This is a genomic window from Parabacteroides chongii, assembly GCF_029581355.1.
Lineage (GTDB): Bacteria > Bacteroidota > Bacteroidia > Bacteroidales > Tannerellaceae > Parabacteroides > Parabacteroides chongii.
The window spans coordinates 347,259-360,421 of record NZ_CP120849.1 but is presented as its reverse complement, the minus strand read 5'-3'; the positions used below and the strand labels follow the sequence as shown (position 1 = coordinate 360,421).

Genomic DNA, 13,163 nt, shown 5'->3' with positions numbered 1-13,163 from the left:
AATCCCCATTCATCGGGTAGGAGGGGCTGTTTGTCGATTAAATTTGCCGGGGTTTGAGATACTTTATTCTTTTGCATTCGTAAACAGTAACACGTTATATGATGACACAAAAGAGACTATTTCTGTTCCTGCTGGCTCTGCTGCCTTTGGTAATGGTATCCTGTGGGGATGACGATGATGATGATTTGATAGGAAAGTGGTATCGCGTATCCGATTTCGACGGACTGGCCCGCAGCGATGCTTCCTCGTTCTCTATCGGGAATAAGGGATATTTGGTCTGTGGATTTGATGGAACAAACCGCTTGTCGGATTTATGGGAGTATGATATGAGTCGGGATAGCTGGACACAGAAAGCGAACTTCCCCGGTACGGCACGTAACTCGGGAGTTGCCATGGCGGTAGGCAGCAAAGGATATTTCGGAACCGGCTATGACGGATCGAATAAACTGAGCGATTTTTGGGAGTATGATCCTACATCCAATAGCTGGACGCAAAAGGCTGATTTCCCCGGTGGGGCACGTTATGATGCAGTGGCTTTCGGTATCAGCGGCAAGGGATATTTGGGGTGTGGTTATGATGGGAACTATCTGAAAGACTTCTATTCGTTTAATCCCGGTACCAATAGCTGGCAGCAGATCGTCAGTATCGGCGGTACGAAGCGGCGCGGGGCTACCAGTTTCGTGATAAACGATAAAGCATATATTTGTTGCGGAACGAATAACGGAACCTATGTGGACGACTTTTGGATGTTCGATCCGTCGACGGAGACATGGAGTCAGTTGCGTGACATTGCCGATACATCGGATGAAAGTTATGATGATGACTATAATATAGTACGTACGAATGCTTCTGCCTTTGTTATCGACGGGGCGGTTTATCTGACCTGCGGAGAAAGCGGAGGCATACGTTCGGACACATGGAAATATTATCCTACAACTGATTTGTGGGAAAATGTTGCCAAGTTTAAAGGATCGGCCCGTACAGTTGCGGCTTCTTTCTCAAATGGTGAAAGAGGATTTGTGGTGACGGGAAAAAGTAGCACTTACCGTTTTGATGACATTTGGGAACTTCACCCTTATGAATACGACGATGATGACTATTAAAGGTAGAAAGGCTCTTTGGAGCCTGGTGCTGCTACCGGTACTGATTTTATTTCTTTATTTTCGTCCTGGTGAAATGGGGTCCCGGGGTGACCGGCAACCGGAGTTGCAAACGTTTCAATTGGAGGATGGCTGGGGCTATCAGATCGTGATGAATAAGAAGGTGTTGATATATCAGCCCTCCATTCCTGCAATTGATACGCTGAGGTCTTTTCCGGATGAGGCGAGTGCCCGTAAGATCGGTTCGCTGGTACTGGAAAGGCTTAGGAATAACAAGGATTTTTCAATAACAATTGATGATATTAAACATTCACTCTCTGATTTAGAAACAAACGATAATTCAACGTGAACGTCGGAAAGGGCTGCCAGTGACTGGTCGCCCTTTCTTCTTGTTTGGTCGATATTTCCATTGAATAAATTTGTATATTTGCCGGCATGGAATCATTTCAGATTGTATTACCATCGCCGGCATTGGCTCCTTATATCAGGCATTACTGGTTGCTGGAGACGGATAGCATAGACCGGAGTACGGAACGAATTATTCCGAGTGGTACTGTTCAAATGGTTTTCTATCGGGGAAATCCCGTTTCACTTTCCTCTTCACAAAATACGTCTCTTATCGATAGTAAAGTGGTCCTGTGCGGTCAATTCGTCGGCTTTTCCGATCTGAGTTATACGGGGAATATTAGGATATTGGCTGTCGTTTTCCATACATATGCAGCGAGTGCCTTTTTCCGTATGCCGGTCAGCGATTTTTGCGATCAGAAATTTACGGCAGATGAGGTAGGTGATCGTGAATTGCTGGAATTGGAAGACCGTATCCTGAATGAAACGGATGATCGGCATTGTATCTGTATGGTGGAACAGTTCCTGCTTCAACGTCTGAATCCTCCGAAAGCTTATAATTTGGACCGGATGCGTTCCGCCATTTCTTTCATAAACCGCCAGAAAGGAGAAATTCGTATATCGGAACTGGCTTCTTCCGTCTTTTTAAGTACCAAACAGTTTCAGCGTGTCTTTACCGGACATGTAGGAATCTGCCCGAAAGATTTCCTGCGGATCGTCCGTTTTCAACATGCTTTGTATGTACTGCAATCATCACCGGAAATCAATTTCTCGCAGTTGGCCTGTGAATGCGGTTTTTATGATCAGCCTCATTTGATCAATGAGTTTAAAGTATTTTCCGGGTATACGCCGAAAGAATATTTGGCTGTTTGTGCTCCTTATTCCGATTATTTCTCGGAGGAGGATAAGTAATGTCTTTTTTTTCCAAGTTTAGGGTTTGCCGTTAGACTACATTTGTCGTGTCAATTGGCAGAAATAATTAAATAATGAAAAAGAGAACATGAAAAAGTTAGTTTCTTTCTTTGAGATTCCGGCAGCAGACTTTAGCCGGGCCGTAAAGTTTTATGAAGCGGTGTTGAATTTGAAATTAAATGTTTTGGATTGTGGTACGGAGAAAATGGCTTTCTTCCCGGAGGAAGAAGAGGTAACTCCCGGCGCTATCTCATGGGCGGCTGATTTTCTACCGTCGAAGAATGGCGTGTTGGTTTCTTTGAATGTGGAAGATATGGAAGAAACACTTTCCTGCATAAAGGAAAATGGCGGTTCCATAGTCCGCGAAAAAACGAAGATCGAATCGGACTGTCGGGGTTATTTCGCTATGTTTTCCGATAGCGAAGGGAATACACTCGGATTGTATTCGGATAAGTAAAGAGTTGGTATAAAGGGCGGTTGAACACCGCCTTTTTCAGTATACGACTGGCTAAAAACACGGAACATGTTCTCTTGTCGGATATGCATCGTTGTAAACAAATCATTCTTTGGATGGTTTTATAAAAAGAAACTAAAATAGAATGATCATGGAATGTCGGATGGAAAAGGATACGATGGGGAATGTCAGAGTTCCTGTTGATGCCTATTACGGTGCTCAGACGCAGCGTAGTGTTGAAAATTTTAAGATAGCACAAGATATAAACCGGATGCCGAAGGAAGTTATTTATGCCTTTGCCTATCTGAAGAAAGGTGCGGCCTTGGCAAACCGGGATGCTGGTGTTTTATCTTCGGAGAAATGCGAACTGATAGAACGTGTTTGTGATGAGATATTAGCAGGAAAACTGGATGATGCTTTTCCTTTGGTGGTATGGCAAACCGGTAGTGGAACACAGACCAATATGAATGTAAATGAAGTGGTCGCTAATCGTGCTCATGTCTTGAACGGAGGTAAGCTGACGGATGAAGTGAAGATACTGTTACCAAACGATGATGTGAATAAATCACAATCCTCGAATGATACTTTTCCTTCAGCCATGCATATTGCCGCCTATAAGATTTTACGGGAGAACACGATCCCAGCCCTGGAGCTACTGCATAAAACCCTGGTGATGAAGAGCCGTGAGTTCATGCCGATCGTCAAGATAGGGCGGACGCATTTTATGGATGCTACTCCGCTGACACTCGGTCAGGAATTCAGCGGTTATGCAGCCCAACTGGAATATGGTATCCAGACATTGAAGAACACCTTGCCTCATTTGGCTGAGTTGGCTTTGGGAGGAACCGCAGTAGGAACGGGTATCAATACCCCGGATAATTTTGCTGAAAACGTAGCCCGCCAAATAGCTCAGCTTACCGGTTTGCCGTTTGTTACGGCACCGAATAAATTTGAGGCACTCGCCACGCATGATGCTATTGTGGAAAGTCATGGTGCATTGAAAGCAATAGCCGTCAGCTTGATGAAGATTGCCAATGATATCCGTATGTTAGGTTCCGGACCACGTGCCGGAATAGGGGAGATTCATCTGCCGGAAAACGAACCGGGTTCGTCTATCATGCCGGGAAAAGTAAACCCTACGCAGTGTGAGGCTCTTACGATGATTGCTGCACAGGTGATGGGGAATGATGTGGCAATTTCTGTCGGCGGTGCTTCCGGGCAGTTTGAGTTGAATGTTTTTAAGCCGATGATCATCCATAATTTCTTGCATAGTGCCCGGTTGATCGGGGATGGCTGCAGGAGTTTTAATGATCATTGTGTGGCGGGTATTGTTCCTGTAAAAGAGAATATAAAGAAACATCTGGACGACTCATTGATGCTTGTCACTGCCCTGAATACGAAAATCGGTTATTATAAGGCTGCCTCAATAGCTCAGAAGGCTTATCGTGAGAATAAAACGTTGAGGGAAGCGGCGATAGAGTCGGGATTCTTGACAGCAGAAGAGTTTGACAAGTGGGTCGATCCTTCCAAAATGGTTGGAAAGATTGATTTTTAGCATAAAACCACTATCTTTATGCTGGTAAAGAGTAAAAACTGTATGGAAGCAAGTAAAGCGCAGTCACCTGGCATATGGGAACGTTTATCGTCGTTGGTAAGCTGGTTTCGGAAGAAGGAGGTAAAAGAGATGAATGTCTATTTTATTTCCGGGATGTGTTATAACTGTAAGGTATTTGATAAGCTGAGGCTTCCGAAAGGATATAAGAAAGTATATATCGAATGGAGTATTCCCCGGTCGGATGAATCCTTGTCGGAATATGCCCGGATTATGGCAAAAGTGATCGATACTTCATCTCCGTTTATCCTGATCGGTTACTCTTTCGGGGCAGTGGTCATGCAGGAGATGACCCTTTTCCTGAAACCTGCAAAATGTGTCATCATCTCTTCTTTTAAAAGTAAACGGGAAATCCCGATTCTTTTCCAGGCTGTCCGTAAGGTGAATCTGATGGAATTCATGCCGAAGCGACTTTTTTCTTCAACCGACTTTATAACCAATGCCTTCAACCGCCTGGTTTATAATGCGTCCAATTCCGACCTCGCCGAATATATGACAGTCACTGATCCTGTCTACATAAAATGGGCAGTGGAGCAGATCACCGATTGGGTTCCGGATAACAAGAGTGAGCACCTTTATCATATTCATGGAACTGCCGACCAAATATTTCCGTATGACCGCCTGGAAGATGTTTTTCCGGTGGAGGGCGGTGATCATTTGATGGTTGTGAAAAAAGCGGATACGGTCAGTTCCATATTGGAAATTATCTTGCTTAAAAAAGAAGACTGACCGGTTTATGTTTTAAGGTCATATCTTGTTTAATAGAATAATTACTAAATAGTGTCATGCGGATGAGCTTTTCAGTTGCTATCGGGGTTATTATAAGCAACTAAAAAAATAGAACAGTATGGCAAATGTATTTAGTGACAAATTAACGACAGAGGAACGTAAAGAACTTCCTTCTTCAGATTTCGGCCTCCCGGAAACGCGGGAATTTCCTATGCCGGATGCTGCCCATGTGAGAGCTGCCGAAGCTTATTTCAGATATGCGCCGGAAGAGAAAAAGTCTTTATTGGCACATCGTATCCTGCTAAAGGCGGATGAGTTCGGTGTAGATGTACACAGTCCGGTGATCCTGGAATGGGCGGACAAGTACGAAGGCTGAAACAACAAAAATGTCCGGGCTTCTCAAAAGTCCCGGACATTTTATCTTAACCGTTTTATAACCTTTGGTTATTCGTTTATTTTACTTCTTCACCTTTGTCATTGAAAGTAACGGTACTTTCAGTTCCTTCCGCTGTAGCGATCACCAACTTGTATGTCTTTGTTTCATCTTTTTCTGCTACAGAGGCTTCTTTGATCGTTTGGCCTGCATAGGCTTTTTCAACTGCACCTTTCACGACATCCGGTATTTCTGTTACTTCAATCTTTTTGTATTCATCCTGTGATGCCTGACATACAGCAACTGCATTTACACTTGCTTCTGCTGCGATAGCACTCATACAACCTACACCCATCACCATTGCCATTACAACTAATACCTTTTTCATGATCTTAATTTTTTAATTAAACAATCTTTTATGCTAATACACCTATGATAGTTCAATTGGCGTGCCAAAATAATTTGGTTTGAGTAAGTGGTTGATTATCAGCGATGATCACTTTTGCTAACGCTTGTGTAATTGTGGAATTGGACTGTGGAATCGTGGAAATCTGATGAAAATATCCTCAAAAATCAGTTAAACAACAGCTATGTTTCGTATGTTTAAAATATAAAGTTATTCTACAGATATTACCAGTTGAAAAAGTATTTGGGTACTTATGTGTATGAAGACTCCAATTAGGAGGATAAAACAACAAAGGCTATCAGTCTTTCGACTAACAGCCTTTGGAGCGGAAGCGGGGGGATTCGAACCCCCGGTACCCTTACGAGTACGTCAGTTTAGCAAACTGGTGGTTTCAGCCACTCACCCACACTTCCATGTGTTCTGTGCTTCTTCCTTAGAATTGCGCTGCAAAGATAGGCGTATGTTTTTAAATAAACAAAGTATTTTGCATCTATTTTTTGAGAAAAAGATACTACTTTTGTGACCTGTTCTGATACTCAGTATTTTATTTAATAAAAAATGAACAAGAAAAAACAGACAAAGAAGAATATTCTTATTGGGATAATCGTATTTTTAGTCTTATTAGTGGCAGGTACTGGTTTTTGGGGGTACCGTTTGGCATGGGCTCCCAATTTTTCCCCGAAGGCAACTGTCTATTTATATATAGATGAAGAGAAAGATTTTGAAAACCTTTGTCGTCAGTTGATCGATTCTGCCGATTGTAACCGGATCGGTAGTTTTAAACAGTTGGCAGGTATATTAAAATATCAGAAAAATATGAGGACCGGACGATATGCTATATCACCCGGAATGAATAACCTGGAACTATTAAACAATCTACGGCGCGGACATCAGGTAGCAACCCGGCTTACTTTCAATAATATTCGCTTTAAGGAGGATCTTGTTGAACGTTTGGACGATCAGTTGATGCTGGATAAAGACGAATTGCTCTCCTTACTCAATGATTCCGCCTATTGTGATTCGTTAGGTTTTACGACTCAGACGGTCATGGCGATGTTTATCCCGAATACGTATGAAGTATACTGGAATATTCCGGCAGAGAAACTGATGCAACGGATGAAGCGGGAGTATAAGTCTTTCTGGACGGATGCGCGTTTGGAAAAGGCAAAGGCTGTCGGTCTGACTCCGGTTGAAGTATCTGTGCTTGCTTCTATCGTGGAAGAAGAAACGGCGGCTGTGGATGAGTATCCGATTGTTGCAGGCTTGTATCTGAATCGCCTGCATCGCGGTATACCGTTACAGGCTGATCCGACCGTAAAGTTTGCCGTAGGGGATTTTACCTTACAGCGTATCCTGTTCGAGCATCTGGAAGTCGATTCTCCTTATAACACATATAAATATGCCGGCCTGCCGCCGGGACCTCTGCGTATCCCAACCATCAAGGGGATGGACAGTGTTCTGAATTATATGAAGCATAATTATCTTTATATGTGTGCCAAAGAGGATTTTTCAGGACGCCACAATTTTGCAGCGACATTAGCAGAGCATAACCGTAATGCAAATCGTTACAGGGCTGAGCTTAACAGGAGAAAGATTCGATAAGTTTTTTATCTCTTGTTGGGGTAAAAACTGTATCTTTGGCAGTTGGTATAACATAAAAATCAATTTAAGAAAACAAATATACATGGAAAAACAACTATTCTTGGGGGATGAGGCCATCGCACAAGCTGCGATTGATGCCGGTATTTCCGGTGTTTATGCCTATCCGGGTACCCCTTCAACTGAAATTACCGAGTATATCCAAGGCTCGGCTGTAGCGAAAGAACGGGGGATACATAGCCGTTGGAGTGCGAATGAAAAGACTGCAATGGAAGCTGCATTAGGTATGAGTTATGCCGGAAAGCGTTCTTTGTGCTGTATGAAGCATGTCGGACTGAACGTGGCTGCAGACTGTTTTATGAATGCGGGAATGAGCGGTATCAACGGTGGTATGATTATTATTACTGCGGACGACCCTTCTATGCACTCTTCACAAAATGAACAGGATAACCGTGTATATGGTAATTTTGCCATGATCCCGATGCTGGAACCTTCCAGCCAGCAGGAAGCATACGACATGGTATATGAAGGTTTCGAACTTTCAGAAAAGTTGGGTTACCCGATACTGATGCGTATCACTACGCGTATGGCTCACTCTCGTGCAGGAGTGGTGACGCGTCCGATCAAGGATGAAAATACAATGAATTGCCCGCCGGACGGACGTCAGCGTTTTATCCTGCTTCCGGCTTTGGCCCGCAAGCGTTTCAAGGTGTTGCTGGAAGCTCAGAAAGTATTTACCGAATCTTCTGAAAATTCCATATATAACAAGTATTTCGATGCTCCGAATAAAGAGTTGGGTATCATTACCACAGGTATTGCTTTCAACTATCTGTCTGAGAATTATCCGGACGGATTCGAATATCCGGCTCTGAAGATCAGCCAGTATCCGTTACCTCGGAAACAGATCGAAAAGATCGTGAACGAATGTAAGGAGATTCTGGTACTGGAAGAAGGGTATCCGGTGGTGGAAGAGCAGTTGAAAGGCTTCCTGGGTAAAGGTGTTACAGTGCATGGCCGTCTGGATGGAACTTTGCAGCGTGACGGTGAACTGACACCGGATGCTGTAGGTAAGGCTTTGGGTAAAGAGATCAATAGTTATTATGCAATACCGGAAGTGGTAGAACAGCGTCCGCCTGCTTTGTGCCAAGGATGCGGTCATCGAGATGTATATGAGGCTTTGAATGAAGTGCTGGCTGAATATAAAGATCCGAAAGTATTCGGTGACATCGGTTGTTATACGTTGGGTGCATTACCTCCGTTCCGTGCTATCGACTCTTGTATCGATATGGGGGCTTCTATTACGATGGCGAAAGGTGCTTCCGATGCTGGTGTATTCCCTGCTGTATCAGTGATCGGCGACTCCACTTTCACGCATTCGGGTATGACTGGTTTGCTGGATTGCGTAAACGAGGAAACAAACATAACGATCGTTATTTCCGATAATGAAACAACGGCGATGACCGGTGGTCAGGATTCTGCCGGAACAGGACGCCTGGAAGCTATCTGCGCCGGTATCGGTGTCGATCCGGCTCATATCCGTGTGATGATCCCGTTGAAAAAGAATTATGAAGAGATGAAAACGATCATCCGCGAAGAGATCGAATATAAGGGCGTATCAGTCCTGATCCCGCGTCGTGAATGTATTCAGACATTAACCAGAAAGAAAAAAGCAAGCAAGAAATGAGAGCAGATATTATATTGTCAGGTGTAGGAGGACAAGGTATCCTCTCTATTGCCGCCGTTATTGGAGAAGCAGCTTTGAAAGAAGGCCTGTATATGAAACAAGCGGAAGTACACGGAATGAGTCAGCGTGGGGGCGACGTACAGTCGAATTTGCGTCTGTCGGACCAGCCGATCGCTTCCGACCTGATCCCGAAAGGACATGCAGACCTGATCATTTCACTGGAACCGATGGAGAGTCTCCGTTATCTTCCTTATCTGAAAAAAGAAGGATGGTTGGTGACAAACTCTCAGCCATTCGTCAATATCCCGAATTATCCGGATATCGATAAGGTGAATGAAGAATTGGATAAACTGCCGCATAAGGTAGTTCTGGATGTAGAAGCGATAGCCAAGGAAGTAGCTACGGCCCGTGCTGCAAATATCGTGATGCTGGGGGCGGCAACTCCTTTTATCGGTATCGAGTATGATAAAATAGCAGACGGTATCCGCCATATCTTTGCCCGTAAGGGGGAAGATGTGGTCGAGATGAACCTGAAAGCGTTGAAAGCCGGCTATGATGTAGCCCAAAGTTTAAAATAGAGTTTTATGAAGAAAAGTCTCTTAACCGCCATCTTAATGATCTTTGCCTTTATTGCTCATGCACAAAACGATGCGGACATAATAAAGGTAGGTGACCAGATGCCCGCATTTACGATCGTTTCCGATGACGGAACGCAAACATCGTCAGCATCTTTGAAAGGAAAAGTAGTCCTGATAAACTTCTTTGCTACCTGGTGTCCTCCTTGCCAGAAAGAGCTGGCTGAGGTGCAGCAGAAGCTGTGGCCGAAGTATAAGGATAACAAGAGTTTTCAAATGCTGGTGATCGGTCGTGAACATACGGATGCCGAACTGGCGAAGTACAACGAGAAAAAAGGGTTTACTTTCCCGTTATACCCTGATAAAAATCGAGCGATCTTCGGAGCGTTTGCCAAGAACTTGATTCCCCGAACTTATTTGATAGGTAAGGACGGGAAAGTGATTTATGCCGGCAAAGGATATACGGATGAAGAGTTTGCCGAATTAATGAAAAAGATCGATACGGCAATAAAATAAAAGATATGCAGTATAAGAATATACATTTAATATATTTCTCCCCGACGCATACATCGGCTAAAATATCTTATGCTATTGCAGAAGGTTTAGAAGCGGAGACTTTGTCCGAGTCGGATATAACCTGCGAGGGCTTGAAAGAACCGTTACTTATCGGGGAGAATGAATTGGTGATCGTTGCTGCTCCGGTCTATGGTGGCCGTGTTGCAGAAACGGCGATGGAGCGTATCCGTATGTTCCAGGGAAAGAATACACCGGTCATTCCTGTAGTCGTTTATGGGAATCGTGATTATGAAGATGCCTTGAAGGAACTGAGTGATGCTTTGTCGGAGCAGGGGTTTATTCCTGTCAGCGCAGGGGCTTTTGTCGGTGAACATTCTTATAGTCGGAAAGATATGCCTATTGCGGCAGGTCGTCCGGATAAAGATGATTTGTTCAAGGCTTCGCAATTTGGACATGATACGCTGAAGAAGCTGGAGGAAGCTGGCTGTTTGTCTAAATTGTCGGTATTGGAGGTAAAAGGTAATTATCCTTATAAGGTTAAAGGACCGTCTACTCCGCAAGCACCGGTTACGGATGAAGAGCTTTGTACACAGTGTGAATATTGTATCGATGTTTGTCCGGTTGCTGCCATCTCGATTGTCGATGACCGGATGTTCAGCGATCCCGTACTCTGTATTAAATGTTGTGCCTGTGTGAAGGAATGTCCGGAAGGAGCGCGTACGTTCGATACGCCTTATACGGCTATGCTTCACAAAAACTTCAGTGCACGGCGTGAACCTGAATTGTTCTTTTGATTTTATTAAATAATCAGCTTATAGCCGATCCCCCGAATAATCATTCTTTGAACCGAGGGATCGGCTTTTTTGTTTTTCCTTCACGTACGTACATTATATTACAACGTCTTTGAAGGAAAAATAATTACAAAATAATCTCCGAAATATTTGGAGCGTATGTTGTAAAGCACTACTTTTGCACCCGCATTCGAGAGAGAACGGCGCACTAGAAATGATGAAAGGGGTAACCTGTGGAAAGGGGATGAGGTTAGAGATTCTAAGCAAGATTCCAACCGCCGCGGCGACTCAAAAAAACTTTGAATTTTTCTTCTGAAAAAATTTGCCGGTTAAAATAAAGTCCTTACCTTTGCAGCCGCAATCGAAAGATGAGCGAAAGTTCTTTGAAAGATTTACATATCAACAAGTAGTACAAGTATTAAAAATTAATACCGTCAAAAACTTGAGAATAAATAACGGATTCTGAGCAAGAAAATAAAACAATTTAAACAACGAAGAGTTTGATCCTGGCTCAGGATGAACGCTAGCGACAGGCTTAACACATGCAAGTCGAGGGGCAGCGGGGTAGCAATACTCCGCCGGCGACCGGCGCACGGGTGAGTAACGCGTATGCAACCTGCCTATCAGAGGGGAATAACCCGGCGAAAGTCGGACTAATACCGCATAAAACAGGGGTCCCGCATGGGAATATTTGTTAAAGAATTATCGCTGATAGATGGGCATGCGTTCCATTAGATAGTTGGTGAGGTAACGGCTCACCAAGTCCACGATGGATAGGGGTTCTGAGAGGAAGGTCCCCCACACTGGTACTGAGACACGGACCAGACTCCTACGGGAGGCAGCAGTGAGGAATATTGGTCAATGGGCGAGAGCCTGAACCAGCCAAGTCGCGTGAAGGATGAAGGATCTATGGTTCGTAAACTTCTTTTATAGGGGAATAAAGTGCTGGACGTGTCCGGTTTTGTATGTACCCTATGAATAAGGATCGGCTAACTCCGTGCCAGCAGCCGCGGTAATACGGAGGATCCGAGCGTTATCCGGATTTATTGGGTTTAAAGGGTGCGTAGGTGGTTTTTTAAGTCAGCGGTGAAAGTTTGTGGCTCAACCATAAAATTGCCGTTGAAACTGGAGGACTTGAGTATGTTTGAGGTAGGCGGAATGCGTGGTGTAGCGGTGAAATGCATAGATATCACGCAGAACTCCGATTGCGAAGGCAGCTTACTAAACCATAACTGACACTGAAGCACGAAAGCGTGGGGATCAAACAGGATTAGATACCCTGGTAGTCCACGCAGTAAACGATGATTACTAGCTGTTTGCGATACACGGTAAGCGGCACAGCGAAAGCGTTAAGTAATCCACCTGGGGAGTACGCCGGCAACGGTGAAACTCAAAGGAATTGACGGGGGCCCGCACAAGCGGAGGAACATGTGGTTTAATTCGATGATACGCGAGGAACCTTACCCGGGTTTGAACGCATTTGGACCGGCCTTGAAAGAGGTCTTCTAGCAATAGCCATTTGCGAGGTGCTGCATGGTTGTCGTCAGCTCGTGCCGTGAGGTGTCGGCTTAAGTGCCATAACGAGCGCAACCCTTATCTTTAGTTACTAACAGGTCGAGCTGAGGACTCTAAAGAGACTGCCGGCGTAAGCTGTGAGGAAGGTGGGGATGACGTCAAATCAGCACGGCCCTTACATCCGGGGCGACACACGTGTTACAATGGTGGGGGACAAAGGGCAGCTACCTGGCGACAGGATGCTAATCTCCAAACCCCATCTCAGTTCGGATCGAAGTCTGCAACCCGACTTCGTGAAGCTGGATTCGCTAGTAATCGCGCATCAGCCATGGCGCGGTGAATACGTTCCCGGGCCTTGTACACACCGCCCGTCAAGCCATGGGAGTTGGGGGTACCTAAAGTCCGTAACCGCAAGGATCGGCCTAGGTAAAACCGATGACTGGGGCTAAGTCGTAACAAGGTAGCCGTACCGGAAGGTGCGGCTGGAACACCTCCTTTCTGGAGCGAAGAGTTCGTTATCAAGTTGACTAAAGGTATTAGTTAACTTGTACT

The 13,163-nt window shown here is 44.7% G+C and carries 13 protein-coding genes, 1 tRNA gene and 1 rRNA gene; 13 read left to right on the top strand and 2 right to left on the bottom strand.

The genetic code is table 11. The features are described 5' to 3' along the window. Positions 1–101: 101 nt before the first annotated feature. From P3L47_RS01635 to P3L47_RS01605, 7 genes are all read left to right on the top strand, one after another. A complete protein-coding gene (locus P3L47_RS01635; protein ID WP_277783660.1) occupies positions 102–1,103 on the top strand; it encodes a Kelch repeat-containing protein in 1,002 nt (333 codons plus the stop codon). Beyond that, on the top strand, positions 1,078–1,449 hold the full coding sequence (locus P3L47_RS01630; RefSeq protein ID WP_122363852.1) for a DUF4907 domain-containing protein: 372 nt from the start codon (positions 1,078–1,080) through the stop codon (positions 1,447–1,449). The genes P3L47_RS01635 and P3L47_RS01630 overlap by 26 nt, the downstream gene beginning before the upstream one ends. Positions 1,450–1,535: 86 nt before the next feature. After that, the gene (locus tag P3L47_RS01625) at positions 1,536–2,357 is read left to right on the top strand and encodes a helix-turn-helix domain-containing protein (RefSeq protein ID WP_122363853.1); all 822 of its coding nucleotides are present in this window, start codon (positions 1,536–1,538) and stop codon (positions 2,355–2,357) included. Positions 2,358–2,445: 88 nt separating this feature from the next. Next, complete coding sequence (locus P3L47_RS01620; RefSeq protein WP_122363854.1) at positions 2,446–2,814, top strand: VOC family protein; 369 nt, start codon at positions 2,446–2,448, stop codon at positions 2,812–2,814. Positions 2,815–2,962: 148 nt separating this feature from the next. After that, positions 2,963–4,366: a class II fumarate hydratase gene (gene fumC / locus P3L47_RS01615; RefSeq protein WP_277782495.1), complete on the top strand. Its 1,404-nt coding sequence runs from the start codon at positions 2,963–2,965 to the stop codon at positions 4,364–4,366. Positions 4,367–4,408: 42 nt separating this feature from the next. Beyond that, on the top strand, positions 4,409–5,152 hold the full coding sequence (locus P3L47_RS01610; RefSeq protein WP_277782494.1) for an alpha/beta hydrolase: 744 nt from the start codon (positions 4,409–4,411) through the stop codon (positions 5,150–5,152). Between the two features lie 118 nt (positions 5,153–5,270). Next, positions 5,271–5,528: a hypothetical protein gene (locus tag P3L47_RS01605; protein ID WP_122363855.1), complete on the top strand. Its 258-nt coding sequence runs from the start codon at positions 5,271–5,273 to the stop codon at positions 5,526–5,528. Between the two features lie 76 nt (positions 5,529–5,604). Here P3L47_RS01605 and P3L47_RS01600 read toward each other — a convergent pair whose 3' ends face one another. Further along, positions 5,605–5,913: a hypothetical protein gene (locus P3L47_RS01600; protein WP_277782493.1), complete on the bottom strand. Its 309-nt coding sequence runs from the start codon at positions 5,911–5,913 to the stop codon at positions 5,605–5,607. A gap of 344 nt (positions 5,914–6,257) precedes the next feature. Continuing rightward, a tRNA-Ser gene (locus tag P3L47_RS01595) sits at positions 6,258–6,344 on the bottom strand. Between the two features lie 145 nt (positions 6,345–6,489). Between P3L47_RS01595 and mltG the strand changes: the two genes are divergently transcribed. From mltG to P3L47_RS01565, 6 genes are all read left to right on the top strand, one after another. Continuing rightward, positions 6,490–7,533, top strand: a complete 1,044-nt coding sequence (gene mltG / locus P3L47_RS01590) for an endolytic transglycosylase MltG (RefSeq protein WP_277782492.1) — start codon at positions 6,490–6,492, stop codon at positions 7,531–7,533. 82 nt (positions 7,534–7,615) lie between these two features. After that, complete coding sequence (locus P3L47_RS01585; protein WP_122363858.1) at positions 7,616–9,214, top strand: thiamine pyrophosphate-dependent enzyme; 1,599 nt, start codon at positions 7,616–7,618, stop codon at positions 9,212–9,214. Continuing rightward, complete coding sequence (locus tag P3L47_RS01580) at positions 9,211–9,792, top strand: indolepyruvate oxidoreductase subunit beta (RefSeq protein WP_277782491.1); 582 nt, start codon at positions 9,211–9,213, stop codon at positions 9,790–9,792. The genes P3L47_RS01585 and P3L47_RS01580 overlap by 4 nt, the downstream gene beginning before the upstream one ends. Positions 9,793–9,798: 6 nt before the next feature. Beyond that, positions 9,799–10,305, top strand: a complete 507-nt coding sequence (locus tag P3L47_RS01575; RefSeq protein ID WP_122363860.1) for a TlpA family protein disulfide reductase — start codon at positions 9,799–9,801, stop codon at positions 10,303–10,305. 5 nt (positions 10,306–10,310) lie between these two features. Beyond that, entirely contained in the window at positions 10,311–11,099 is a 789-nt protein-coding gene (locus P3L47_RS01570) for a 4Fe-4S binding protein (RefSeq protein WP_122363861.1), read from the top strand. A 485-nt stretch (positions 11,100–11,584) separates the two neighbouring features. After that, positions 11,585–13,109: ribosomal RNA gene (locus P3L47_RS01565) — 16S ribosomal RNA — on the top strand. The last annotated feature ends 54 nt before the right edge of the window (positions 13,110–13,163 follow it).